Raw genomic sequence first — 24,474 nt, forward strand, 5'->3', positions numbered from 1 at the left:
CGCCCGAAGGCGCCGTCTGGCGGGGTAGGAGAAGAGCCCGTCCTGGGCTCCCCGACCTTAGGGGGTGGACAGCAGGCGGTCGCGCGCCTGGTTGTATTCGCGCTTGAGACGCTCGACCAGCTCGCCCGCACCCGTGACTTCGCGGATGGCGCCAATGCCCTGGCCGCAGCCCCAGATGTCCTTCCAGGCCTTCTTGGCGTCGCCGCCGAAGTTCATCTTGCTGGGGTCCGACTCGGGCAGGTTGTCGGGGTCCAGCCCTGCCGCACGGATGGACGGCGCCAGGTAGTTGCCGTGCACGCCCGTGAACAGGTTGCTGTAGACGATGTCGTCGGAGGTGCCGTCCACGATGGCCTGCTTGTAGGCGTCGTGCGCACGCGCCTCATGCGTGGCAATGAAGGCCGAGCCGATATAGGCGAAGTCCGCTCCCATGGCCTGGGCCGCCAGGATGGCACCGCCCGAGGCGATGGAGCCCGACAGCGCCACGGGGCCGTCGAACCATTCGCGGATTTCCTGGATCAGCGCGAACGGGCTCTTGACGCCCGCATGGCCGCCCGCGCCCGCCGCCACGGCGATCAGGCCGTCGGCCCCCTTTTCGATGGCCTTGTGCGCGAACTTGTTGTTGATGATGTCGTGCAGCACCACGCCGCCCCAGCTGTGCACGGCCTGGTTCACGTCCTCGCGCGCACCCAGGCTGGTGATGACGATGGGCACCTTGTACTTGGCGCACATCTGCATGTCGTGCTCGAGCCGGTCATTGCTCTTGTGCACGATCTGGTTGATGGCGAACGGCGCCGAGGGCCGATCCGGATGGGCCTTGTCCCAGGCGGCCAGGGTCTCGGTGATCTCGGCCAGCCAGTCTTCGAGCTGCTCGGCCGGGCGCGCGTTGAGCGCGGGCATGGAACCCACGATGCCGGCCTGGCACTGGGCGATCACGAGCTTGGGGTTGCTGATGATGAACAGCGGCGAGCCGATCACTGGCAGGGCCAGTTTCTTCAGCGCCGGGGGAAGCTTGGACATGCGTTGTCTCCGTTGGTTCTCGGTATCTTTGTCTGCGTTGTGCCGTGCACAAGCGCCGGGTCAGAAGGCGTCCATGGGCAGAGCCATCACGCTGTCGCCGCCGTGCACGATGGCATCGCGCAGGCCCGCTGCCTTGACGAGGATGTGCTCGGCATAAAAGCGCGCCGTCGCAATCTTCGCGCGCATGAAGGCCTCGTCCTGTCCCTTGTGCAACAGCTGCTCGGCCACCAGCAGGGCGCGGCCCATCTGCCAGCCTGCGACGAGGTTGCCCGCCAGCATCAGGTAGGGAACGCTGCCGGCGTACACGGCATTGGGCTCGGCCTTGGCCTGGCCCGAGACGAAGTGCACCGCCTCCACGAAGGCCTGGCGCGCAGCGGCCAGTTGGCGGGCCACGGCCAGTGCCTCGGGCGTGCCGCTGGCGGCCAGCTCGGCCTCGGTCTTCTCGATCTGGCCCGCAATGGCCAGCGCGGTCTGGCCGCCATCGCGCGCCGTCTTGCGGCCCACCAGGTCATTGGCCTGGATGGCGGTCGTGCCTTCGTAGATGGTCAGGATCTTGGCGTCGCGGTAGTACTGGGCGGCGCCCGTCTCCTCGATGAAGCCCATGCCGCCGTGCACCTGCACGCCCAGGCTGGTGACTTCCAGGCTCATCTCGGTGCTGTAGCCCTTGACCAGGGGCACCATGAATTCATAGAAGGCCGCATTGGCCTCGCGCACCTGGGCGTCGGCATGGTGGTGGGACGCATCGTAGGCGGCAGCGGCCGTGGCCGCCATGGCGCGGCAGCCCTCGGTGTAGGCGCGCATGGTCATGAGCATGCGGCGCACATCGGGGTGGTGGATGATGGTGGCGCTGGCCTTGACGCTGCCGTCCACGGGGCGGCTTTGCACACGCTCGCGGGCATAGGCCACGGCGTGCTGGTAGGCGCGCTCGGCCACGGCAATGCCCTGCACGCCCACGGCGTAGCGGGCCGCGTTCATCATGATGAACATGTATTCGAGGCCCCGGTTTTCCTCGCCAACCAGGTAACCGATGGCCCCGCCGTTGTCGCCGTACTGCAGCACGGCCGTGGGCGAGGCCTTGATGCCCATCTTGTGCTCGATGCTCACGCAGTGCACATCGTTGCGCGCGCCCAGCGAGCCATCCTTGTTGACCAGGAACTTGGGCACCACGAACAGGCTGATGCCCTTGACGCCCTCGGGCGCCCCGGCCACACGGGCCAGCACCAGATGGACGATGTTCTCGGCCATGTCGTGCTCGCCATAGGTGATGAAGATCTTGGTGCCGAAGACCTTGTAGCTGCCATCGGGCTGCGGATCGGCCTTGGTGCGCACCAGTGCCAGGTCGGAGCCGGCCTGGGGCTCGGTCAGGTTCATGGTGCCGGTCCACTCGCCGGTCACCAGCTTCTCGAGATAGGTGGCCTTGAGCTCATCGCTGCCCGCCGTCAGCAGGGCCTCGATGGCGCCGTCGGTCAGCAGGGGGCACAAAGCAAAGCTCAGGTTGGCGCTGTTGAGCATTTCCACACAGGCCGCGCCAATCGTCTTGGGCAGGCCCTGGCCGCCAAAATCCTGCGGATGCTGCAGGCCCTGCCAGCCTCCTTCGGCGTACTGGCGAAAGGCCTGCTTGAAGCCCGCCGTGGTGGTGACCACGCCGTCCTTGAGGCTGGAAGGCGCCACGTCGCCCGGCAGGTTCAGCGGTGCCACCACGCCTTCGCACAGCTTGGCGCATTCCTCCAGCACGGCCTGGGCCGTCTCCAGGCCAGCCTCCTCGAAACCGGGCAACTGCGCCACCTGGTCGATCTGCGCCAGATGCTCCATGGCGAACAGCATGTCTTTGAGGGGAGCCGAGTAAGTCATTGTTGAACCTTCCTGAACAGAGCCTGGACCGCCGGCGCGCAGCGCGCGGCGACCTGGGACAGCGGGCACGCCGCCACGGCACTACTGCATTGCTGCGTTATTGCGTGACGCGGCCCGATGCGTTGACGATGGACAAATCCACGAATTTCGAGCCCGCCTGCGAGCCCGGACGATAGGTAACCCAGTAGCCGCCCAGATCGAAGGCGTCCAGGCCGCGCAGCGAAGCGGCCAGCTTGTCGCGCGTCAGCGGCTGGGTGCGGCGCATGGCCTCCACGATGACGCGGGCGTTCACATAGCCTTCCATCATGGCGTAGCTGACCGGCACGGTCAGCGACTTGCCGGCAGCGGTGGCCGCGTCCCTGAACTCCTTGTTCAGGCGCATGGTCACCTTGTAGGGACTGGGCACGACCTGGGCAATGGACAGGCCGCTCATGAACTCCACGGGCAGGCGCTTGGCCAGTTGCTCGATATCGGCTTCGGACGTCGCGTAGATCTGGGCCGTGCCACCCGCCATGCGGTACGCCTCGACAAAGGCCGAGGTCACGGGGCTGGAGGCCACCACCATCACGGCCTGCGCCGAAGGCTGGGCCTTTTGCAACTGGGACACGGCCTTGTCCATGGCACCCTTGCCCGTGCTCAGCGAGGCGCTGACCACCAGCTTGGCCTTGGAAGGCGCAATCGCCTTGTCCACGAGTTCCGCCACGGCCTTGGCATCCGGTCGTTCGTCATGCAGCAGGGCCAGGCGCGTGATGCCCACGGTGGCCAGGTGCGAGGCGATCTTGGCCATTTCCTCGGGCAGGTTGGCGCGCGTGCTGAAGATCTGGGGATTGCTCAGCACCCGCGTGTCCGTGCTCTGGTAGCCCACGAGGGAGATCTGCGACTGATCGAGCAGCTTGCTGTCCAGCAGCGCCGCCATGTTGCGGTTGCCGAAGTAGCCGGCCAGCACCACGGGTTTGTACTCGTCCAGCAGCTTGCGGGTCTTGTCCACGGTTTCCTCGGGGTGGCCCACATCGTCCACCGTGACCAGTTGCACGGGCTGCCCCTGCACGCCGCCGGCCTTGTTGATCTGGTCGAAGTACAAGCGCATGCCCTGGGCATAGGCACGGCCCTGCGTCGCACCGGCTCCCGACATGGGTGCCACCTGCCCCACCACCCAGGCATTGGCCTCGGCGGCCAGCGCCATGGCGCCACAGACAAAGGCCACGGCCGTGCGGGCCAGGCGCAAGCGCATCATCTTCATTTCAATCTCCCTCTCGGTTCATGCCATCGCCAGCACCGGCTGGCGGCCAAGTCCGTTGTTGTAGTCGGTGGTGCGCGCCGTGACCAGCGGACCATCCCGGAATCCATGACGGAAAAAGAGGGGCCTGTGCCCCTCATTTTTCAGCTTCAGCCGCTTACAGCGCCTGCACCAGTTCCGGCACGGCCTGGAACAGGTCGGCCTCCAGGCCGTAGTCGGCCACCGAGAAGATCGGTGCCTCAGGGTCCTTGTTGATCGCCACGATCACCTTGGAGTCCTTCATGCCGGCCAAATGCTGGATGGCGCCCGAGATGCCCAGGGCGATGTACAGCTGCGGCGCCACGATCTTGCCGGTCTGGCCGACCTGCAGGTCATTGGGCGCATAGCCTGCGTCCACCGCTGCGCGCGAAGCGCCGATGGCGGCACCCAGCTTGTCGGCCAGGGGTGTGATGACTTCCTGGAACTTCTCGCTGCTGCCCAGCGCGCGGCCGCCGGAGACGATGATCTTGGCAGCCGTCAGTTCCGGGCGGTCGTTCTTGGTGACCTCGCGGCCCACGAAGCTGCTCTTGCCGTTGTCGCCAGCGGCGGCCAGCTGCTCCACCTGGGCGCTGCCGCCCGTGGTGGCCGCTGCGTCAAAGCCCGTGCCGCGCACGGTGATGACCTTGATCTTGTCGCTGCTTTGCACCGTGGCAATGGCGTTGCCTGCGTAGATGGGGCGCTCGAAGGTGTCGGCGCTGTCCACCTTGGTGATGTCGCTGATCTGGGCCACGTCCAGCTTGGCGGCCACGCGCGGCGCGGCGTTCTTGCCGCTGGCGGTGGCGGGGAACAGGATGTGGCTGTAGTTCGAAGCGATTGCCAGCACCTGAGCCGCAATGTTCTCGGCCAGGCCGTCCTTCAGGCTGGCGCCATCGGCGTGGATGACCTTGGACACGCCAGCGATCTGGGCCGCAGCCTGCGCAGCGGCGCCGGCATTCTCGCCCGCCACCAGCACATGCACGTCGCCGCCGCAGGCCAGGGCCGCAGTGACGGTGTTGAGCGTGGCGCTCTTGATGGAAGCGTTGTCGTGTTCTGCAATAACGAGGGATGTCATGTCGCTGTCTTCCTTAGATCACTTTGGCTTCGTTCTTGAGCTTGCTGACCAGGGTCGCCACATCGGGCACCTTCACGCCAGCGCCGCGCTTGGCGGGCTCGGCCACCTTGAGCGTCTTCAGGCGCGGGGCCACATCCACGCCCAGCTCTTCAGGCTTGACCGTGTCCAGCTGCTTTTTCTTGGCCTTCATGATGTTGGGCAGCGTGACGTAGCGCGGCTCGTTCAGACGCAGGTCGGTGGTGATGACGGCCGGCAGGCTAAGGGCCAGGGTTTCCAGGCCGCCGTCCACTTCGCGCGTGACATTCACCTTGTCGCCAGCGACTTCGACCTTGGAGGCGAAGGTGGCTTGCGGCAGGTCGGCCAGGGCCGCCAGCATCTGGCCGGTCTGGTTGGCATCGTCGTCGATGGCCTGCTTGCCCAGGATGATGAGGCCGGGCTGCTCCTTGTCCACCAGCGCCTTGAGCAGCTTGGCGACGGCCAGGGGCTGCAGCTCCTCGGTGGTCTCCACAAGGATGCCGCGGTCGGCACCGATGGCCATGGCCGTGCGCAGGGTTTCCTGGCACTGGGCCACGCCGCAGGAGACGGCGATGACTTCGGTGACCACGCCCTTTTCCTTGAGGCGAACGGCTTCTTCGACGGCGATTTCGTCAAAGGGGTTCATGCTCATCTTGACGTTGGCGATGTCCACGCCCGTGCCGTCCGACTTCACGCGGACCTTCACGTTGTAGTCCACCACGCGCTTGACCGGGACCAAAACCTTCATTGCAGCGGCTCCTGATTGATTGATAGATTGACGTTTACGTAAACCGAAATCATTGTATGCGGCGCTGCAGCAGCTGCGGCAGGTTTCCCTGACGGCCGAGGGCCGCATGCGCGCTCACAAAAAAGAACGATCGTGCCATTTTAAGCACGACCCTTGAGATTTCCTGCGGGGGAACAGCCTGAACTCAGGGTATGCACCTAGGAATAATCCTAGCTGCTTTTCTCTGCCGCCTGAGCCACCACGCCCCCGCGTTCGGTGATCTGTACCACCTGCTTGGGGACCGGCAGGCTCACGCCCGCCGCACGCAGGCCGCGCAGCACGGCGAGGTTCACCTCGGAGCGCACATTGCCCTGGCCATTTTGCGGGTCGTTGATGTAGTAGCTGAGACTGAACTGCAGACCCTGCTCGACGAAGTCGACCAGAGCCACCGAAGGCGCGGGCGTCTTGAGCACGCGCGGCTGCGCGGCTGCGGCTTCGAGCAGGATGCCGCGCACCTGCTCCACATCGCTGTCCATGCCCACGACGATGTTGGTGGACAGGCCGAACTTGACGTCGAATCCGGTGAGGTTCTCCACACGCTGGGTGATCAGCGTCTCGTTGGGCACGATGGATTCGCGGCCGTTGAGCGCGCGGATGATGGTGTAGCGCGTGCGGATGTCGGTGATACGGCCCTCGAAGCCATCCACGCGCACGTTGTCGCCGATGCGCAGCGCGCGTTCGATCAGCACCAGAAAGCCGCTGACGTAGTTGGAGGCGATCTTCTGCATACCGAAACCCAGGCCCACGCCGATGGCGCCGCCCATGACGGACAGCGCCGTCAGGTCCACGCCCACCATGGACAGCGACACCAGCAGCCCCACCAGGATCAGCACGCTGCGCGTGATGTTCATGGCCACCTTGCGCATGGACAGGTCGCTGACCCACTGGTTGATGACCTTCTGCTCGAACAGCGTTGCCACCCACAGCACGGCCACCATCATCAGGCCCGCCGACAGCGTGCCCTCGATCAGGTTGAGCAGGCTGACCGGCGTCTTGCCGATGTTGAACTGCAGGGCCTCCAGCTCCTCCATGACCTGCGGCAGCAGGCCGATGCTGTGCAGCACGGCCGCGCCCCAGGCCAGCCAGGAGAAGATGCGCTCGATCAGGCGCACCACGGTGGAGTGGGGGAAGGTCCGGCTGAGCACCCGCGCCACGAAGCGGATCACCGACAGGGACACCAGCAGCGACACGGCCACGCGCAGCCAGAACACCGTGGAAAACCGCGCCAGGATCTCCTGGCTGGTGAAGACCAGCACCAGCGCCAGTAGCGGGAACAGGGCGCCATCGAGCGCATGGCGGCCTATCCATACGGAGGGCTTTCCATCGTTGAGATGGCCGTAGCGCGCATGCAGGCCGCGCATGGCGCCGTAGGCCAGCAGCAGGCAGGCGATGAGCACGGAGAACTCCAGCCAGGCGCTGGAGCTTTGGAAGTCGTTGATGAGCTTGTCGAAGATGTCCATGGGTCAGGGCCGTTCCGCCGCAAGGGCGCAGGTCGCCATCATCGCGCAGATCCAGGACAGGCCGACCGGACCGGGACCTACATGCAGGTCGGTCAGTGGCCCGTCTTCCAGGCCGGTTCGCGCTTGGCGGCGAAGGCCTGGGCGCCCTCCTGGGCGTCGGCATCCATCATGTTGGCGGCCATGGTCTGGGCGGCCAGTTGGTAGGCCGCCTCGATGCCCATCTCGCGCTGCCGGTAGACCAGGGCCTTGCCCATGGCCACGGCCGCACGGGGCTTGCTGACGATGGACTGCACGAAGTGCTCGACGGCATCGTCCAGCGCCTCCTCGGCCACCACGCGGTTGACCAGTCCCTGCTCCAGCGCCTGCTGCGCGTCGATGAAGTCGCCCGTGAGCAGCATCTCCATGGCCTGCTTGGCCGGCACATTGCGCACCAGCGGCACGCTGGGGGTGGCGCAGAACAGGCCATAGTGGATGCCGCTGGTGGCAAAGCGTGCCGCCTGCGCAGCAACGGCCAGATCGCACTGGGCCACGAGCTGGCAGCCTGCCGCCGTGGCAATGCCGTGCACGCGCGCGATCACGGGAACGGGCAGCCGGTGGATGGACAGCATCATGCGGCTGCACTGGGCGAACAGCTTCTGGTAGTAGTCCAGCTGCGGATGGGCCGCCATGTCCTTGAGGTTGTGCCCCGCGCAAAAGGCCTTGCCGGCCGCAGCCAGCACGACCACGCGCACGGACTCGTCGCGCGCCACGTCATCCAGCGCCTGCTGCAGCTGCGTGAGCATCTGCTCTCCCAGGGCATTGAAGCGCTGCGGGTCGTTGAGCGTGAGGCGCACGACGCCGCGCGCGTCGCGCTGCACGTCGAGCAGGGGGCTGGCTTCAGAAGGATGGGTGCTCGCGTTCATGGTGCTCCAGATCCGGTTCAGAGGTCGGCCAGCACGCGCACGTGCGCTTCCACGCTGCGCGCAAGCGGCCCCATCACATAGCCGCCTTCCAGGCAGGAGACGATGCGCCCCTTGGAAAAGCGCCGCGCGATGTCCTTGATGCGCGAGGTGATCCAGGTGAAGTCCTGCTCGGTCATGCCCAGCTGGCCCATGTCGTCCTCGCGGTGGGCGTCGAAGCCGGCGCTGATGAAGATCAGCTCGGGCTTGAAGGCCTCCAGGCGCGGAATCCACATCATCTCGACAATCTCGCGGATGTCCATGCCCTTGGTATAGGCGGCCACTGGCACGTTGACCATGTTGGCGGCCGGGTGCTGGTCGCCGCTGAAGGGATAGAAGGGGTGCTGGAAGATGCCGCACATGAGCACGCGGTCGTCGCCGGAGAGGATGTCCTCCGTGCCATTGCCGTGGTGCACGTCGAAATCGATCACGGCCACGCGCTTGAGGTGGTGGCGGCTGAGCGCGTACTTCACGCCCACGGCCACGTTGTTGAAGAAGCAAAAGCCCATGGCCTGGTGGCGCGTGGCATGGTGGCCCGGAGGGCGCACGGCGCAGAAGGCGTTCTCCAGTTCGCCGGCCATCACCGCATCGGTGGCCGCCAGCGCGGCGCCGGCCGCATGCAGGGCGGCCGAGAAGGTGTGGCTGTTGATGGAGGTGTCGGTGTCGATCTGGGAGTACTCGGGGCCGCCGGCCTGCTGCTCCTCGACCAGGCGCTGTGTCAGGCCCTGCAGCGCGGCCACATGCATGCGGTCATGGGCCAGTTCGATGTCGGCCAGCGAGGCCTGGGGAGCCTCGTGCCGCTCCAGCGCATCGGCCACGCCGGTCACCAGCAGCCGGTCCTCGATGGCGTCGAGCCGGGCCGGGCATTCCGGGTGCCCCGGCCCCATCTCATGCCGCCAGCACTCCCTATGGGTGAAATAACCCGTCTTGCCCACAGTGATGTCTCCGCGATGTTTTTTTTAGGATAACGTCGCGCCATGCAAGCAACACACAAGATCAAGGCGCTTCTGGATCAGCTTAACACGGTGGTTGTAGGGAAACCGGCTCAGGTCCGCGACAGTGTGGCCTGCCTGCTGGCCGGGGGACACCTGCTGCTGGAAGACGTTCCCGGCGTGGGCAAGACCACGCTGGCGCATGCGCTGGCACACAGCTTCGGGCTGCAGTTCTCGCGCGTGCAGTTCACGGCCGACCTCATGCCCAGCGACCTCACCGGCGTGTCCATCTACGAGCGCGCCAGCGAGACCTTTGTCTTCCACCCGGGCCCCGTTTTCGCCCAGGTGCTGCTGGCCGACGAGATCAACCGCGCCAGCCCCAAGACGCAGAGCGCCCTGCTCGAAGCCATGGAGGAGCGACAGGTCTCGGCAGAGGGCCGCACGCACCGCCTGCCCGAGCCCTTCTTCGTGATCGCCACCCAGAACCCGCAGGAACAGCTGGGCACCTTCCCGCTGCCCGAAAGCCAGCTGGACCGCTTTCTGATGCGCATCAGCCTGGGCTATCCCGACCGCGCGGCCGAGCGATCCCTGCTGTCCGGCAATGGCCGGCGCGCCCAGGCCGACGCGCTGGCACCGCTGCTGACCACGCAGGAGCTGCAGGATCTGCAGGCAGCCGTGCTGCAGGTGCATGCCAGCGATGCCCTGCTCGACTATGTGCAGGACCTGCTGGAAGCCACGCGCTCGGGCCAGTGGTTCGTGCAGGGCCTGTCGCCTCGCGCGGGCATTGCGCTGCTGCGCGCGGCCCGGGCCGTGGCCCTGATGGAAGGGCGCGACTATGTGGCGCCCGACGATGTGCAGGCCATCCTGCCGCAGACGGCGGCCCACCGCCTGGTGCCGATAGGCTCCAGCGGCCGGGGCGCCGTGGAGCAGGTGCGCGCCATGCTGGACGCCGTGGCGCTGCGCTGATGCCGGCCGCCCCCGCGTCTTCGCCCGGCGCCCCCCAGCCGGGGGCATCGCTGCGCCAGCGCTGGTCTCCCGCGCGGCGCGTGCGCCAGTGGTGGCATGCCCGCCTGCCCCGCACGGACAGCCTGAAGCTGACCCAGCGCAATGTCTACATCATGCCGTCGCGTGCAGGCTGGGCCCTGGCGCTGACGCTGTGCGTGCTGCTGGTGGCCGCCATCAACTACCAGCTCAACCTGGGTTATCTGCTGACGTTCCTGCTGGCCGGCAGCGCGGCAGCGGGCATGGTGGTCGGCCACGGCAATCTGCGCGGCCTGGCGCTGCACCTGCTGCCGCCGGCCGGCAGCTTTGCCGGCCGGCCCTGCCGCTTCGACGTGGTGCTGCACAACGCACGCCGCAGCACGCGTTGGGGCATAGGCCTTGCCGTGCAGGGCGATGCAGCGGCCACCGACTGGACGTGGATCGATGTCCCGGCACAGGGCAGCACCACGGCGCAACTGGCTTTCACGCCACTGCGCAGGGGCCTGCAATCGCTGCCCACGATCACGGCGGCCACGCGCTACCCGCTGGGCACCTTCCGCGTCTGGGCGCTGTGGCGCGCGCAGACCCAGGCCTGGATCTACCCGGCGCCCGAACACAATCCCCCGCCCCTGCCTGCGGCCAGTGCCGATGCCGGCGGCCGCAGCGCGGCCTCCACGCGCCACGGCGACGAGTTCGATGGCGTGCGTGCCTACCGGCGCGGTGATGCGCTCAAGCTGGTGGTCTGGAAAAAGGCTGCCCAGGCCTTTGCCACGGGCAGTGACCAACTGGTGAGCCGCGACCGCCCGCTGTCCCAGCAGCACCGCCTGTGGCTGGACGCCAAGGCCACCGGTCTGGCCGACCCCGAGGCCCGCCTCAGCCGCCTGACCGCCTGGGTGCTGGTCGCGCGCCAGCAGGACCTGACCTGGGGCCTGCGCCTGCCCGACGGCCGCGAGATCGCCCCCGACCAGGGCGCGGCCCACGCCACGCTATGCCTGGAAGCCCTGGCGGCCTGCCCATGAATCGCACGTCCATGCCCTCCTCCTTCCAAGCCATTGCGCAGCCCGCGGCCCCCTGGCGCCAGCGCCTGGCCGCCCTGCCGCGCGATGCGCGCGACACCCTGTTCCTGCTGGCCGTGGTCGCCTGGGTGCTGATGCCCCAGGCCGCCCACACGCCCTGGTGGACCATGGTCTTCGTGGCCGGCCTGCTGCTGTGGCGCGGCCTGCTGGCCTGGCGCGGCCAGCCCCTGCCCGGCCGCTGGGTGCTGGGTGGATTGCTGCTGCTGGCCGTGGGCGCCACCTGGGTCTCGCATGGCACCTTTATCGGGCGCGATGCGGGCGTGACCCTGATCGTGCTGCTGCTGGCGCTCAAGACGCTGGAGCTGCGCGCCCGGCGCGATGCCATGGTGGTGTTCTTCCTGGGCTTCTTCGCGCTGCTGGCCAACTTCTTCTACTCGCAGTCCCTGCTGCTGGCCCTGGCCATGGTGCTGGGCCTGCTGGGCCTGCTCACGGCCCTGGTCAATGCCCACATGACCGCCGGCCGCCCGCCGCTGACGCAGGCGCTGCGCACGGCAGCCCTGCTGGCGCTGTGGGGTACGCCGGTGATGGTGGCGCTGTTCCTGTTCTTCCCGCGCATGGCGCCGCTGTGGGGTGTGCCCAGCAACGACCTGGCCGGCCGCAGCGGCCTGTCGGAAAACATGCGCGTGGGCTCCATGGCCTCGCTGGTGCTGGACGAAAACGTGGCCCTGCGCCTGCGCTTCGATACGCCCGATGGTGCGCCTCCGCCTGCCAACACCCTGTATTTCCGGGGGCCCGTTCTGTCGCGCTTTGACGGACAGGAATGGCAGATGGACACGGAGGCCGTTCTGGAGGACGCGCAGTTGCGCGTCTCCGGCGAGGGCGTGAGCTACCAGATGACCATCGAGCCCAGCCGCCGCCCCTGGCTGCCCCTGCTGGACGCCGCGGCCAAGGCTCCCGAGCTCCCCCCGGGCATGGGCAGCGCCCGCATGACGCCCCAGCTGCAATGGCTGGCCTGGCGCCCCATCATCGACGTGGTGCGCATCAGCGCCCAAAGCCATGTGCAGTTCAGCTACGGGCCGCTGCAGCCCACGCGCGCCCTGCGCCGCTACACCCAGCTGCCCGAAGGCAGCAACCCGCGCACGCTGGCGCTGGCCCGGCAGATGCGCGCCGACCCGCAACTGGCCGACGCCCCGCCCCGCGCCTGGGTACAGGCCGCGCTGGCGCGCCTGCGCACGGGAGGCTACACCTACACGCTGGAGCCCGGCGTGGTGGACAGCGTGCACACGGCCGATGACTTCTGGTTCGACAGCAAAGAGGGATTCTGCGAGCACATCGCCTCGGCCTTCGCCGTGCTGATGCGCGGCATGGGCGTGCCTGCCCGCATCGTCACCGGCTACCAGGGCGGCGAGCGCAACCCTGTCGATGGCTACTGGACCGTGCGCAACGCCGACGCCCACGCCTGGACCGAGGTCTGGCTGGCGGACGAGGGCTGGGTGCGCATCGACCCCACCGGCGCCGTGGCCCCGTCGCGCGTGGGCGAGTTCCAGCGCCTGCGCGCCCCCCAGGGTGCCATTGCGGGCGCCGTGGGCAACTTCGTGGGCGTGGGCATGCTGCAGCAGATGCGCGCCGTGTGGGAGGCCGTCAACAACGGCTGGAACCAGTGGGTGCTGAACTACACGCAAAGCCGCCAGCTGGACCTGCTCAAGAACCTGGGCGTGCAGTCGCCGTCGTGGGTGGACATGCTGCGCCTGCTGGGCGCACTGGCCGGCGTGGCCGCACTGGCCTGGCTGGCCTGGATGGCCCGCGCCCAGCGCAGCAGCCGCGATGAATGGCTGCGCCTGATGGACAAGACCCGCGCCCGGCTGCGCCGCATCGGCCTGGATGCCGATGCCAGCCTGCCCCCGCGCGCGCTGGCAGCCCAGGTCATGGACCGCTGGGGCCAGGACGACGCCACGGCCGCCAAGGCCCTGCACGACTGGCTTTTGGACATGGAGCGCCAGCGCTACGCACGCGCCCCCCAATCCGTCCCCCGATCCGCACCCCAGTCCGCACCCAATTCCGCACCCGATACCCCCGGCCTGCCCGCCCTGCGACGCCAATGGCGGGCGCTGGACTGGCCACGCACTCCGCAGCCACGGCCACAAGCCGCCGCTGCCGGCCCCACGACAAGCACACCATGACCAAGCAACGACTGATCCCCTCCGCCCTGCTGCTGCTCGCGGCCGCCGCCCTGCCCTGCGGCGCGCTGGCCAGCAAGCCGGCGCCCGCCCAGACCGGCGCAGCCAAGACTGCCACCAAGTCCACGGCCAAACCTTCCACGAAAAAGCGCACGGCCGCTGCTGCCGCCGCCACGGCGGCAGGCGGCGCCGCCGTGGCCAGGACCGTGCAGGGCAGCACCCCCTACGGAGAACGGCCTGATGCCATGCAAATGGCCGCCGACATTGCGATGCGCCACGACCTGCCGGTGGACTGGGTGCGCGACACCATCGCCCAGGCGCGCTTTCTGCCCCAGGTTCCCCGCCTGATGACGCCGGCTGCCCAGGGCACGGCCAAGAACTGGGGCGTCTACCGCAGCCGCTTTGTCGAGCCCGTGCGCATACGCGCCGGAACCCGCTTTTGGCAGGCCAATGCCGCCGCGCTGGCGCGTGCCGAAAAGCAGTACGGCGTGCCGGCCGAAATCATCGTCGGCATCATCGGCGTGGAGACCATCTACGGCCAGCAGATGGGCAATTTCCGCGTGATCGACGCCCTGGCCACGCTGAGCTTCGACTTCCCCGCAGCCCACCCCCGAGCGCAGGCACGCACCGAGTACTTCCGCGGCGAGCTGGAGCAGTTCCTGCGCTTCACGCACCGCGCCGCAACGGACCCGTTCTCGCTGCGCGGCAGCTACGCGGGCGCCATGGGCATGGGCCAGTTCATGCCCAGCAGCTGGGTGAAGTGGGCGGTGGACTTCGACGGCGACGACCGCATCGACCTGTTCGGCAGCGCGGCCGACGCCATCGGCTCGGTGGCCAACTACTTTGTCGCGCATGGCTGGAAAAGCGGCATGCCCACCCACTACCCTGTGATCATGCAAGCCCAGGGCGCCGACCTGGCCGCCCTGCTGGCGCCCGACATCCTGCCCCAGTTCACGGCCGACGAGATGGCTGCGCGCGGCGTGCAACTGCCGGGCAGCGGCGCGGCGCATCAAGGGCCGCTGGCCCTGGTCAAGCTGGAAAACGGCGCGCAGGGCCAGCCGCTGTACATCGCGGGCACCGAGAACTTCTATGCCATCACGCGCTACAACTGGTCCAGCTACTACGCGCTGTCAGTGATCGAACTGGGCCAGGAAGTCGCTGCGGCCATGGGCCGCTGATCCGGGCCATCCAAACCGTCGAGGCCGTCAGGGACGGCGCATGCGGCACATCGCAGGCTGCTCGGCACGCGCCGCCTCGATCTCTCGCACCACGCGGAAGCCGTAGCCCGAGCCCTCCACATCGAAGGGCACGCCGGGCGCGCCCTGCCTGTCCATGACACCGACCACCAGCGCCTGCTGGAACTGGTGGTCGGCCGCGCGCATGCGGCCCTTGCGCCCGGCCAGCGCCACCTCGGCGCCTTCCAGCGCCTGCGCCACGGCCACCGTGTCGGTGCTGCCCGCACGCGCCATGGACTGGGCCAGGGCCTCGATCATCAGCTGCATGCGCATGTGCACATAGTCATCGGCAGGCCTGGGAAAGCGCTCGCGGAATGCCTTGTAGAAGGCCTGGCTGTCGGGGCCCGGCACGTTGGGCAGCCAGTCGGCCACGGCCAGCACCTTGCCCACGCCGGCCTCGCCTAAAGCGGCTGGCGCACCCAGCGCATTGCCGTAGAAGGTGTAGAAGCGGCCGTCAAAACCCGCCTCCCGCGCGGCCTTGACCAGCAGCATCAGATCGTTGCCCCAGTTGCCTGTGATCACGGCCTGGGCGCCGCTGGCCTTGATCTTGGCGGCATAGGGCGCAAAGTCCTTGACGCGGCCCACGGGGTGCAGCTCGTCGCCCACGATGGCCACATCGGGCCGCTGCGCGGCCAGCTGGCGCCGTGCCTCGCGCAGCACGGCCTGGCCAAAGCTGTAGTCCTGCCCGATCAGGTAGGCGCTGCGCACGGCCGCGTCCTCGCGCAGCACCTGCATCAGCGCGGCCATGCGCATGTCGGCATGGGCGTCGAAGCGAAAGTGCCAGAAGCTGCAGCGCTCGTTGGTGAGCGCGGGATCGACGGCCGAGTAGTTCAGGTACAGCACGCGCCGGGCCGGATCGCGCTCGTTGTGCTTGGCAATGGCATCGACCAGCACGGCGGCCACGGCCGAAGAATTGCCCTGCATGACCACGCGCGCACCGCCGTCGATGGCTGCGCGCAGCGCGGACAACGCCTCCTCGTTCTGGCCCTTGCTGTCATGGCGTTCGATGGCCAGGGGCCGGGCGCCGCCCTGCGCGGCCGGCAGTGGCACACCGCCGCGCGCATTCACGCGCTCGGTGGCCCACAGCAGGTTGCGGAACACGGCCTCGCCCGTGTTGGCAAAGGGGCCGGACAGGCTTTCGATCAGCGCCAGCCGTATGGGCTCGCCGCGCGGCGGGGGCACTGGCTGTCCGCGTTCGTTTGCGGCCAGGGCCGCCAGCGCGGGCGCCGCAAATAGCGCCATGGCACCGCTTTTCAAGACCTTGCGGCGCAATTTATTCATGGCTTTTTCCCTCTTGAAATGCGTTCAACGCCGCTCAACTACGCTCCATGCGGCGACAACTTCGATGAAGCCGCGCAGTTTATAGGAGCCACTTCACCATGATCTTCTCGCCTGTTCTCCGCCGCAACGCCTTCAACCCCCAAGCCGCCGATCTGGCCCTGCAGCGCTTCCTGCAAGGCACCCTGGGCAACGCCGCCCCCTCCCCCTCGTCGGTGCAGGTGCAGCGCGATGAAAAGGCCACGACGCTGCAGCTGGATGTGCCCGGCCTGTCCCGCGAGCAGCTGCAGCTGAGCATTGAGGGCGCCGTGGTCCGTCTGTCCAGCGTCGAGGGTGCGCCCCGCCAGGTGCAGCGCGCCTGGGAGCTGGACCATGAGATCGACACTGCCGCCAGCAGCGCAAAGCTGGAAAACGGCGTGCTCACGCTGTCCCTGGCCCGCCTGGAACCGCAGAGCAAGGCCACCACGCTGAGCATCCAGTAAATCCGGTCATCGAGTTTGTGCACCCGGGCTGTCAACCAATCCTTTCTTCCCTCCTCTTAGCAAGGTGACAGCCCGTTTTCAAAGCCCGGCACATGCCGGGCTTTTTTTGTGCGCAGGCTGCGCATCACAGGTGCCCCGCCGCACAGCGCGGCGATGGGGAAGGCAGAGGCGGCCGAAGAATCAGGCCAGCGAATCGAGCGGCCAGCGCGGCTTGACGTCGAAGGCGTAGTGCCTGTTGGCCACCTCCCGGCCCGCCTGCAGGCGCATGGCGGCGGCCATGGCGATCATGGCGCCGTTGTCGGTGCACAGGTGCAGCTCGGGGTAGTGCACGCGCAGCTTGCGCTTGGCGCAGGCGGCATCCAGCTGCGAGCGCAGCAGCCGGTTGGCACCCACGCCGCCGGCCACGACCACGCGCTTCATGCCGGTCTGCTGCAGCGCGGCCAGGGTCTTCTTGACCAGCACCTCGACGATGGCGGCCTGCGTGCTGGCGGCCAGGTCGGCCTTGCGCGCCTCCAGGTCATCGCCCAGCTTCTTCGCCTGGGTCAGCACGGCCGTCTTCAGGCCGGCGAAGGAGAAGTCCAGGTCGCCCGAATGCAGCAGCGGTCGGGGCAGCTTGAAGGCCTGGGCATCGCCGCCTTCGGCCAGGCGCGAGAGCACGGGACCGCCCGGATAGGGCAGGCCCATGAGCTTGGCCGATTTGTCGAAGGCCTCGCCGGCCGCGTCATCGATGGTCTCGCCCAGGATGGCGTAGCTGCCCACGCCGTCCACGCGCATCAGCTGCGTGTGGCCACCCGAGACCAGCAGGGCCACGAAGGGGAATTCGGGGGGATCGGCGCTCAGGAAGGGCGACAGCAGATGGCCTTCCAGGTGGTGCACGCCCAGCACGGGCTTGTTCAATGCCGCAGCCATGGCGCAGGCCACGCCCGCGCCCACCAGCAGCGCGCCGGCCAGGCCGGGGCCGCGCGTGAAGGCGATCACATCGACCTGGTCCAGCGTGCGGCCGGACTCGCCCAGCACGTTTTCGGTCAGCGGCAGCACGCGGCGGATGTGGTCCCGGCTGGCCAGCTCGGGCACCACGCCGCCGTAGGCGCGGTGCATGTCGATCTGGCTGTGCAGCGCATGGGACAGCAGCGTGGGCACGCCCGTGCCATCGGGGGCCTCGACCAGGGCCACGCCGGTTTCATCGCAGGAGGATTCGATCCCCAGAATCAGCAAACTCATGGGGCTGAAGTGTAGAACCTGCGGGCGCGGCGCACGGCCACCGGCATCAATGGCCCCTGGCAGGCGGGCAGTTGCACGGCCGGCGCTCCGCTACAGGTTGTCTATGTAGGAAGAGCGCGAGAACCGCACGGGCTCGAAGCCGTCGGAGGTCCAGATTTCGCTGGCGATCAGTGCCTGGGCATCCATGGGGCGGGCAAAGTAAAAGCCCTGCAGCTCGTCGCAGCCCAGCGCCTGCAGCACTTCGCGCTGCTGCTGGTTGGTCACGCCTTCGGCCACCACGCGCAGCTCCAGCGCATGGGCCAGGCGCACGATGGCATCGACCACCGCCCGCGCATCGCTCTTGAGGGCCACGTCGCGCACAAAGCTGCGGTCGATCTTCACCTCGTCGGCGCACAGCTGGCGCAGCAGGGCCAGGCTGGAGTAGCCGGTGCCGAAGTCGTCGATGGAGATCTGCACGCCCATGCCCGTGAGTTCGGCAATCACGGCCATGGTGGTCTTGTCGTCCTCCATGGCCACGGACTCGGTGATCTCGAAGACCAGTTGCTCGGGCCGGATGTGGTGCCTTGCGATCGCCTCGGCGATGAACTGCGCCAGCCGCGTCTGAAAGAGCTGGTAGCCCGAGATATTGATGGACACCCGCATGAAGCGCCGCTCGCGCGCCCATTGCGCGGTCTGGCGGCAGGCCTCGTCGATGACCCAGTCGCCGATCTCGCTGATCAGGCCGAAGCGCTCGGCCAGCGGGATGAACACACGGGGACTGATCAGGCCGAACTGCGGGTGGTTCCAGCGCGCCAGCGCCTCCACGCTGCGGATGCGGCCCGTGCGGGTATCGATCTTGGGCTGATAGAACAGCACCAGCTGCTGGCTGGCCACGGCGCGGCGCAGGGCCTGCTGCAGGTCGAACTGCGCGGCCACGCCCTGGCGCATGCTTTCCTTGAAGATGGCGTAGGTGTTCCCGCCGGCACGCTTGGCCGTGTACATGGCGGCATCGGCCGCCGCCATGAGCTTTTCCTTCTTGCCATGGTCGGGATAGATGGCCACGCCGATGGAGCTGCTGATGGAGACCGCTTTTCCTGGCAGGTCGAACGGCTGGCTCAAGGCCTTCTGCACGCGGCCTGCCATGGCCACGGCGTCGTCCACCGAAGCCAGGCAGCCCAGCAGCAGCACGAACTCGTCGCCACCCACGCGCGCCAGCGTGTCCGATTTGCGCGTCATATGGCCCAGACGCACGGCCACCTGGCACAGCAGCGCATCACCGGCGGCATGGCCTTCCACATCGTTGATGGGCTTGAATCCATCCAGGTCGATGTACAGCAGGCCCACGCGCACCGGGCCGCAGGGCCCCGGCTGCTCCACCGAGCTGTCGGCGCGCGCAATCGTGCGGCCCAGCCGGTACTCGAACAGCGCCCGGTTGGCCGTACCGGTCAACGGGTCCCGGAAGGCGATGCGCTTGAGCTTCACATTGGCGCGCAGCAATTTCTCATTGCTCTGCTTGAGCGACTGCGTCAGGCGCTGCGCCTTGCAGCGCATGCGGATGTAGAGCACCGAGCACACCAGCAGGAAGGCCACGAACGCACCGGCACCCCACGGGCCGAGGGCATGCCATCCAGCGAACCAGACGCCCTCATCGGCCAATTGCGCCGACGCGACGCCATCCGGGGCAGCCGCAGGCACCTGACCCTGCACCATGCAGGGCAGCAGCGAAGCCAGCCAGCACGCAAATGTCGGGCCGCGCCAGCGCGCAAGTATCCACCGGGACACCCCCTCGGTCAGGAACAGCGAATGCATGGGGAAAAACCGATCTTCTCGTGATATTTCAAACTCATGCCGATTCAGCCTCACTGCCGCATTGCGCAGCCCAATGCCGTGGTCTGCGTTGCCATGTGCGCCGGATGAACGGGGCTTTTCTTGAAAAACCGCCCCATTCGCTTTGCAAACATTCGACACGCTTACACGTCAGTTTGTGTATCGAAAATTTCAAATCATTAAAAAAATTCTATCAAATCATCGATCCCGTGCCCATGCAAGCACCGCGCGACGCCCCCGGCATGGGAATTGCATCCAGGTCCCTTGCACGAAGGCAAACTGCATCAAGGCAGGCAGACAGGACCAAGCCCCCCATGAAAACCGCTCTCAACTTTCTTGTGGCCGCGCGGCAGTGCGAAATCGGCGAGCTGGAGCAACTGCAGCGCACCAGCGCCCTGGTGGATCTGCTCAGCCGCCTCATCCATGCGCTGCAAAAGGAGCGCGGCCTGTCCAACGTGTTTCTGGCCAGCGCAGGCGCGCGCGGCGGCCCGGCACGGCTGGCGCAGATGGCCGAGTGCGACCGCATGGCCGCTGCGGCGCGCGACGGCTTCGAGCGGGTGGACATGCAGCCCGGCGGTGGGGGACTCACCGGCCACCCCGGCCATGGCGCGCGGCTGTTCAGCCGCATCGCCCATGTGCTGCAGTGCCTGGACGCCCTGCCCGCGCTGCGCGAGCGCGTCGCCAGCCGCACGCTGTCGCCGGAGGCGGCCACGGCCCTCTATATCGATCTGGTGGCCGGCCTGCTGGCCGTGGTCTTCGAGGCGGCGGACAGCGCGCCCGAGCCCGGCATCTCGCGCCTGCTGGTGGCCTTGTTCAACTTCATGCAGGGCAAGGAGTTCGCGGGCCAGGAGCGCGCCACGGGCGTGGCGGCGTTCGGCGCGGGCGTGAGCGATGCGCCGCGCCAGCAGCACTGGCTGCACCTGATCGCCTCGCAGGAGCGCTGCTTTCAGGTCTTTGCGGAGTTCGCGCCGCCCCATTCCCTGGCCCTGTGGCAAGAAAGCAGCGCGGCCGACGCCACGCTGGCCGTGATCGAGCGGCTGCGCCGCGTGGGCTGCACGGCCGCGGCGGGCGCGCCTTTGTCCGTGGAGATGGCCGAGCCCTGGTTCGACAGCTGCTCGCAGCGCATGGACGCGCTGCAGACCGTCGAGGCCCGCCTGACGGCCGAGCTGCAGCAGCAATGCCAGCACCGCATTGCCGATGCCCGCGCCGCCCTGCAGACGCTGCTGCAGGCGCCGCAGGCATTGGCGACCACGCCGGTCTCGGCCACGCTGGCGCCGGGCGAGCTGCAGCCGCCGGCTGCACGGCTGGGGCCGCAATTGGACCGTTCCGTGATGGACCTGGTGCAGGACCAGTCGCAGCGCCTGCAGGCCATGCAGGCCGAGCTGGAGACCGTGCGCGCCACGCTCACGGAGCGCAAGCTGCTGGAACGCGCCAAGGGCCTGCTGATGGCGCGGCGCCAGCTCAGCGAAGGCGAGGCCCACAAGCTGCTGCGCCAGACCGCCATGAACCAGAACCGCCGCCTGGCCGATGTGGCGCAGGCCGTGCTTTCCATGGCCGATCTCCTGCCGCCTGCGCCTTGAACGCCGGGCCGGTGCGAGCCATGCTGCAGTGCAGCACCGACTTGGTGCCATGGAACGCACCAGAAGGTGGCCCGGCGAGGACTGCAAGGCCGATGGACGGCATGGTCCCCTGTGAACACGGCCTGGCACGCTTTCTGCATTGACTCTGGCAACTCCCGGCCAAAGGCGGCCGGGACCCCGGTCTTGATTCAAGGCCCCAGGACAACGGCGTCACTCTCCCCGCGCAGCGCGGCTGGAGAGGACGCCGTTTTGCTTGGAGCAGAGCCCGTTTGCAAGTGTTCCATTCCCGACGATCGAAGGAGTTCCGCCATGGCGTCAAGCCCCAAGCCCACCACAGGCCCTCTCACCGCCGGCCCGGCCCTGCCCCGGCGCGACTTTCTGCGCCAGGCCGGCACGCTGGCAGGCGGTGCGGCGCTCTACACCCAGCTGGGCCACCATGGCGCCTGGGCGGCCGGCTCGGATGCGCCAGAGAAGAAAGAGGTGCGCATCGGCTTCATCCCGCTGACCGACTGCGCCAGCGTGGTCATGGCCTCGGTGCTGGGGATCGATCAGAAGTACGGCGTCAAGATCATTCCCTCCAAGGAAGCGAGCTGGGCCAGCGTGCGCGACAAGCTGGTCAACAGCGAGCTGGACTTTGCCCACGTGCTCTACGGCCTGGTCTACGGCGTGCACCTGGGCGTGGGCGGCGCCAAGAAGGACATGGCCGTGCTGATGACGCTCAACCACAACGGCCAGGCCATATCGCTGTCGAAGAAACTGGCCGACAAGGGTGCCGTCAATGGCGCGGGCCTGGCCAAGCTGATGGCCAGCGAAAAGCGCGAATACACCTTTGCCCAGACCTTTCCCACGGGCACGCATGCCATGTGGCTGTACTACTGGCTGGCGGCCAACGGCATCCACCCGCTCAAGGATGCCAAGGTCATCACCGTGCCACCGCCGCAGATGGTGGCCAATATGCGCGTGGGCAACATGGACGGCTTTTGCGTGGGCGAGCCCTGGAACCACCGCGCCATCATGGACGGCATCGGCGTCACGGCCGCCACCACCCAGTCCATCTGGCAGGACCACCCAGAAAAGGTGCTGGGCACCACGGCCGAGTTCGCACGCCAGAACCCCAACACGGCACGCGCCGTGACGGCGGCCATCATCGAGGCCAGCCGCTGGATCGACGAGAGCCTGGCCAACAAGACCCGCATGGCCGAGACCATCGCCGGCAAGGCCTATGTGAACACGGGCGTGGATGCCATCAACCAGCGCATCCTGGGCCGCTACCAGGACGGCATGGGCAAGACCTGGGACGACCCCAACCACATGAAGTTCTACGGCGACGGCAGCGTGGGCTACCCCTACCTGTCCGACGGCATGTGGTTCCTGACCCAGCACAAGCGCTGGGGCCTGCTCAAGGACCACCCCGACTACCTGGGCGTGGCCCGCTCCATCAACCGCCTGGACATCTACCAGCAGGCCGCCACCGCCTCCAAGGCCCCGCTGCCCAAGGCGGAGATGCGCAGCAGCAAGCTCATGGATGGCACCGTCTGGGACGGCAAGGATCCGCGCAAGTACGCAGACAGCTTTGCCATCAAGGCCTGAGAGATCCCCTTTGAAGCCCCACCCCACAGAGGAACACACCATGGTCAGCGCCGTCTTCCACTTCCCGGCCGAATCCGCTGCCGCGCCGGCAGCCGCCTCCACACCGATCTCCGCGCAGGTCTCCGGGCCCGCCGCTCCAGCCGCGCCGGCCACCCAGGCCCGGGCACCCGCCGCCCCGCGCGACTGGGCAGCGCTCTCGCGTGCCTTCTGGCTGGCCGTGCTGCCGCCGCTGTGCGGCCTCGGTTTGCTGGTGGGCGTGTGGTCCCTGGTGGCTGCAGGCTCGGGCCAGAGCATTCCGGGGCCCCTGGCGACCTGGCAGCAGGCGGTGGAGATTTTCAGCGACCCGTTCTACCGCAACGGCCCCAATGACCAGGGCGTGGGCTGGAATGTGCTGGCTTCGCTGCAGCGCGTGGCCGTGGGCTTTGGCCTGGCGGCGCTGGTCGGCATTCCGGCCGGCTTCGTGATCGGGCGCTTCAACTTCCTGTCGCGCATGTTCAACCCGCTGATCAGCCTGCTGCGCCCGGTGTCGCCGCTGGCCTGGCTGCCCATCGGCCTGCTGGTCTTCAAGGGCGCCAACCCGGCGGCCATCTGGACCATCTTCATCTGCTCCATCTGGCCCATGCTCATCAACACCGCCGTGGGCGTGCAGCGCGTGCCGCAGGACTACATGAACGTGGCGCGCGTGCTCAACCTCAGCGAATGGAAGATCGCCACCACCATCCTGTTCCCCGCCGTGCTGCCCTACATGCTGACCGGCGTGCGCCTGGCCGTGGGCACGGCCTGGCTGGTCATCGTCGCGGCCGAGATGCTCACCGGCGGCGTGGGCATCGGTTTCTGGGTCTGGGACGAGTGGAACAACCTCAACGTCAAGAACATCATCATCGCGATCTTCGTGATCGGCATCGTGGGCCTGCTGCTGGAGATGGCCCTGGTCAAGCTGGCAACGGCATTTACGTTCGAAGAGGTGAAGGCATGAATGCATCGTCCAAGTTCATCGAGGTCCAGGGCGTGGAGCAGAGCTTCAAGACCGCCAAGGGCCTGTTTCCGGCGCTGCGCAATATCGACCTGACCATTGCGCGGGGCGAGTTCGTCTCGCTGATCGGCCACTCGGGCTGCGGCAAGTCCACCCTGCTGAACCTGATCGCGGGCCTGACCACGCCCACCACGGGCGTGCTGCTGTGCGCCAACAAGGAGATCAAGGGCCCCGGGCCCGAGCGCGCCGTGGTCTTCCAGAACCACTCTCTGCTGCCCTGGCTGACCTGCGAGGGCAATATCCACCTGGCCGTGGAGCGCGTCTATGGCCGCACGGAAAGCCGCGCCCAGCTCAAGGCACGCACCCTGGCCGCGCTGGAGCTGGTGGGCCTGGCCCATGCCGCGCACAAGCGGCCCGGTGAAATCTCGGGCGGCATGAAGCAGCGCGTGGGCATTGCGCGCGCGCTGTCGATGGAGCCGCAGGTGCTGCTGATGGACGAGCCCTTCGGCGCGCTCGATGCGCTCACGCGCGCCAAGCTCCAGGACGAGCTGCTGGAGATCGTGGCGCGCACGCAAAGCACCGTGGTCATGGTCACCCACGATGTGGACGAGGCCGTGCTGCTGTCCGACAAGATCGTGATGATGACCAACGGCCCGGCAGCCACCATCGGCGAGGTGCTGGAAGTCGGCATCGCCCGGCCGCGCAACCGCGTGGCACTTGCCGAGGACGACCGCTACCGCGAGTGCCGCAAGGCGGTGATCGACTTCCTCTACACACGCCAGGGGCATGTGGAAAAGGCGGCCTGAAC

At 67.8% G+C, this 24,474-nt stretch carries 20 protein-coding genes; 9 read left to right on the forward strand and 11 right to left on the reverse strand.

Going from position 1 to position 24,474, the window contains the following annotated elements:
- Window positions 1-57 precede the first annotated feature (57 nt).
- The 8 genes from A4F85_RS12720 to A4F85_RS12755 form a co-directional block, all read right to left on the reverse strand.
- Window positions 58-1,017: an NAD(P)H-dependent flavin oxidoreductase gene (locus tag A4F85_RS12720; protein WP_012204314.1), complete on the reverse strand. Its 960-nt coding sequence runs from the start codon at window positions 1,015-1,017 to the stop codon at window positions 58-60.
- A gap of 60 nt (window positions 1,018-1,077) precedes the next feature.
- Window positions 1,078-2,868 (reverse strand): acyl-CoA dehydrogenase, encoded by a 1,791-nt coding sequence (locus A4F85_RS12725; RefSeq protein WP_013803457.1) that lies wholly within the window; start codon window positions 2,866-2,868, stop codon window positions 1,078-1,080.
- Between the two features lie 97 nt (window positions 2,869-2,965).
- Entirely contained in the window at window positions 2,966-4,108 is a 1,143-nt protein-coding gene (locus tag A4F85_RS12730) for an ABC transporter substrate-binding protein (protein ID WP_063326774.1), read from the reverse strand.
- A gap of 154 nt (window positions 4,109-4,262) precedes the next feature.
- Window positions 4,263-5,195, reverse strand: coding sequence for an electron transfer flavoprotein subunit alpha/FixB family protein (locus A4F85_RS12735; RefSeq protein WP_013803459.1), 933 nt, complete (start codon window positions 5,193-5,195; stop codon window positions 4,263-4,265).
- A 13-nt stretch (window positions 5,196-5,208) separates the two neighbouring features.
- Complete coding sequence (locus tag A4F85_RS12740; RefSeq protein ID WP_046239651.1) at window positions 5,209-5,958, reverse strand: electron transfer flavoprotein subunit beta/FixA family protein; 750 nt, start codon at window positions 5,956-5,958, stop codon at window positions 5,209-5,211.
- Window positions 5,959-6,167: 209 nt separating this feature from the next.
- A complete protein-coding gene (locus tag A4F85_RS12745; RefSeq protein ID WP_063326775.1) occupies window positions 6,168-7,457 on the reverse strand; it encodes a mechanosensitive ion channel family protein in 1,290 nt (429 codons plus the stop codon).
- Window positions 7,458-7,549: 92 nt separating this feature from the next.
- A complete protein-coding gene (locus tag A4F85_RS12750) occupies window positions 7,550-8,359 on the reverse strand; it encodes an enoyl-CoA hydratase (protein ID WP_063326776.1) in 810 nt (269 codons plus the stop codon).
- Window positions 8,360-8,376: 17 nt separating this feature from the next.
- Window positions 8,377-9,282 carry a histone deacetylase family protein gene (locus tag A4F85_RS12755; RefSeq protein WP_049801441.1) on the reverse strand — a complete coding sequence of 302 codons (906 nt, stop codon included), beginning with the start codon at window positions 9,280-9,282 and terminating at the stop codon, window positions 8,377-8,379.
- A 90-nt stretch (window positions 9,283-9,372) separates the two neighbouring features.
- On the opposite strand from A4F85_RS12755, the gene A4F85_RS12760 reads away from it, so the two are divergent.
- The 4 genes from A4F85_RS12760 to mltB are packed head-to-tail and all read left to right on the forward strand — an operon-like array spanning window position 9,373 to window position 14,679.
- Window positions 9,373-10,293: an AAA family ATPase gene (locus A4F85_RS12760; protein WP_013803463.1), complete on the forward strand. Its 921-nt coding sequence runs from the start codon at window positions 9,373-9,375 to the stop codon at window positions 10,291-10,293.
- Entirely contained in the window at window positions 10,293-11,327 is a 1,035-nt protein-coding gene (locus tag A4F85_RS12765) for a DUF58 domain-containing protein (RefSeq protein ID WP_013803464.1), read from the forward strand. Before A4F85_RS12760 ends, A4F85_RS12765 begins: the two co-directional genes overlap by 1 nt.
- Window positions 11,324-13,504 (forward strand): transglutaminase family protein, encoded by a 2,181-nt coding sequence (locus A4F85_RS12770; RefSeq protein WP_063326777.1) that lies wholly within the window; start codon window positions 11,324-11,326, stop codon window positions 13,502-13,504. Before A4F85_RS12765 ends, A4F85_RS12770 begins: the two co-directional genes overlap by 4 nt.
- A complete protein-coding gene (gene mltB / locus A4F85_RS12775) occupies window positions 13,501-14,679 on the forward strand; it encodes a lytic murein transglycosylase B (RefSeq protein ID WP_063327973.1) in 1,179 nt (392 codons plus the stop codon). The genes A4F85_RS12770 and mltB overlap by 4 nt, the downstream gene beginning before the upstream one ends.
- Before the next feature lie 27 nt (window positions 14,680-14,706).
- Here mltB and A4F85_RS12780 read toward each other — a convergent pair whose 3' ends face one another.
- On the reverse strand, window positions 14,707-16,017 hold the full coding sequence (locus tag A4F85_RS12780) for a branched-chain amino acid ABC transporter substrate-binding protein (protein WP_063326778.1): 1,311 nt from the start codon (window positions 16,015-16,017) through the stop codon (window positions 14,707-14,709).
- A 98-nt stretch (window positions 16,018-16,115) separates the two neighbouring features.
- Here A4F85_RS12780 and A4F85_RS12785 point away from each other — a divergent pair, with 98 nt between their 5' ends.
- Window positions 16,116-16,496: an Hsp20/alpha crystallin family protein gene (locus A4F85_RS12785; protein WP_012204301.1), complete on the forward strand. Its 381-nt coding sequence runs from the start codon at window positions 16,116-16,118 to the stop codon at window positions 16,494-16,496.
- 180 nt (window positions 16,497-16,676) lie between these two features.
- Here the strand turns inward: A4F85_RS12785 and tsaD are convergent, their stop codons facing one another.
- Entirely contained in the window at window positions 16,677-17,717 is a 1,041-nt protein-coding gene (gene tsaD / locus A4F85_RS12790) for a tRNA (adenosine(37)-N6)-threonylcarbamoyltransferase complex transferase subunit TsaD (protein ID WP_063326779.1), read from the reverse strand.
- Between the two features lie 90 nt (window positions 17,718-17,807).
- Window positions 17,808-19,505, reverse strand: coding sequence for a putative bifunctional diguanylate cyclase/phosphodiesterase (locus A4F85_RS12795; protein WP_063326780.1), 1,698 nt, complete (start codon window positions 19,503-19,505; stop codon window positions 17,808-17,810).
- A 332-nt stretch (window positions 19,506-19,837) separates the two neighbouring features.
- Here A4F85_RS12795 and A4F85_RS12800 point away from each other — a divergent pair, with 332 nt between their 5' ends.
- The 4 genes from A4F85_RS12800 (at window position 19,838) to A4F85_RS12815 (ending at window position 24,472) form a co-directional block, all read left to right on the forward strand.
- Window positions 19,838-21,103 carry a nitrate regulatory protein gene (locus tag A4F85_RS12800; RefSeq protein WP_063326781.1) on the forward strand — a complete coding sequence of 422 codons (1,266 nt, stop codon included), beginning with the start codon at window positions 19,838-19,840 and terminating at the stop codon, window positions 21,101-21,103.
- Between the two features lie 309 nt (window positions 21,104-21,412).
- Entirely contained in the window at window positions 21,413-22,693 is a 1,281-nt protein-coding gene (locus A4F85_RS12805; protein WP_063326782.1) for a CmpA/NrtA family ABC transporter substrate-binding protein, read from the forward strand.
- 40 nt (window positions 22,694-22,733) lie between these two features.
- Complete coding sequence (ntrB, locus tag A4F85_RS12810) at window positions 22,734-23,669, forward strand: nitrate ABC transporter permease (RefSeq protein ID WP_063326783.1); 936 nt, start codon at window positions 22,734-22,736, stop codon at window positions 23,667-23,669.
- A complete protein-coding gene (locus A4F85_RS12815) occupies window positions 23,666-24,472 on the forward strand; it encodes an ABC transporter ATP-binding protein (protein ID WP_013803472.1) in 807 nt (268 codons plus the stop codon). Before ntrB ends, A4F85_RS12815 begins: the two co-directional genes overlap by 4 nt.
- The last annotated feature ends 2 nt before the right edge of the window (window positions 24,473-24,474 follow it).

Source organism: Delftia sp. GW456-R20 (assembly GCF_001622915.1).
GTDB classification, from domain to species: Bacteria; Pseudomonadota; Gammaproteobacteria; order Burkholderiales; family Burkholderiaceae_C; genus Comamonas; species Comamonas acidovorans.

Excerpts from the sequence above, each read along its gene's own strand:
- A4F85_RS12735 (WP_013803459.1), bottom strand. The coding sequence starts at position 5,195 with ATGACATCCCTCGTTATTGCAGAACACGACAACGCTTCCATCAAGAGC.
- A4F85_RS12755 (WP_049801441.1), bottom strand. The coding sequence starts at position 9,282 with ATGGGGCCGGGGCACCCGGAATGCCCGGCCCGGCTCGACGCCATCGAG.
- A4F85_RS12725 (WP_013803457.1), bottom strand. The coding sequence starts at position 2,868 with ATGACTTACTCGGCTCCCCTCAAAGACATGCTGTTCGCCATGGAGCAT.
- A4F85_RS12800 (WP_063326781.1), top strand. The coding sequence starts at position 19,838 with ATGAAAACCGCTCTCAACTTTCTTGTGGCCGCGCGGCAGTGCGAAATC.
- mltB (WP_063327973.1), top strand. The coding sequence starts at position 13,501 with ATGACCAAGCAACGACTGATCCCCTCCGCCCTGCTGCTGCTCGCGGCC.
- A4F85_RS12780 (WP_063326778.1), bottom strand. The coding sequence starts at position 16,017 with ATGAATAAATTGCGCCGCAAGGTCTTGAAAAGCGGTGCCATGGCGCTA.
- A4F85_RS12720 (WP_012204314.1), bottom strand. The coding sequence starts at position 1,017 with ATGTCCAAGCTTCCCCCGGCGCTGAAGAAACTGGCCCTGCCAGTGATC.
- A4F85_RS12745 (WP_063326775.1), bottom strand. The coding sequence starts at position 7,457 with ATGGACATCTTCGACAAGCTCATCAACGACTTCCAAAGCTCCAGCGCC.
- A4F85_RS12805 (WP_063326782.1), top strand. The coding sequence starts at position 21,413 with ATGGCGTCAAGCCCCAAGCCCACCACAGGCCCTCTCACCGCCGGCCCG.
- A4F85_RS12765 (WP_013803464.1), top strand. The coding sequence starts at position 10,293 with ATGCCGGCCGCCCCCGCGTCTTCGCCCGGCGCCCCCCAGCCGGGGGCA.
- A4F85_RS12730 (WP_063326774.1), bottom strand. The coding sequence starts at position 4,108 with ATGAAGATGATGCGCTTGCGCCTGGCCCGCACGGCCGTGGCCTTTGTC.
- A4F85_RS12770 (WP_063326777.1), top strand. The coding sequence starts at position 11,324 with ATGAATCGCACGTCCATGCCCTCCTCCTTCCAAGCCATTGCGCAGCCC.
- A4F85_RS12760 (WP_013803463.1), top strand. The coding sequence starts at position 9,373 with ATGCAAGCAACACACAAGATCAAGGCGCTTCTGGATCAGCTTAACACG.
- A4F85_RS12785 (WP_012204301.1), top strand. The coding sequence starts at position 16,116 with ATGATCTTCTCGCCTGTTCTCCGCCGCAACGCCTTCAACCCCCAAGCC.
- A4F85_RS12795 (WP_063326780.1), bottom strand. The coding sequence starts at position 19,505 with ATGCATTCGCTGTTCCTGACCGAGGGGGTGTCCCGGTGGATACTTGCG.
- A4F85_RS12750 (WP_063326776.1), bottom strand. The coding sequence starts at position 8,359 with ATGAACGCGAGCACCCATCCTTCTGAAGCCAGCCCCCTGCTCGACGTG.
- A4F85_RS12740 (WP_046239651.1), bottom strand. The coding sequence starts at position 5,958 with ATGAAGGTTTTGGTCCCGGTCAAGCGCGTGGTGGACTACAACGTGAAG.
- tsaD (WP_063326779.1), bottom strand. The coding sequence starts at position 17,717 with ATGAGTTTGCTGATTCTGGGGATCGAATCCTCCTGCGATGAAACCGGC.
- A4F85_RS12815 (WP_013803472.1), top strand. The coding sequence starts at position 23,666 with ATGAATGCATCGTCCAAGTTCATCGAGGTCCAGGGCGTGGAGCAGAGC.
- ntrB (WP_063326783.1), top strand. The coding sequence starts at position 22,734 with ATGGTCAGCGCCGTCTTCCACTTCCCGGCCGAATCCGCTGCCGCGCCG.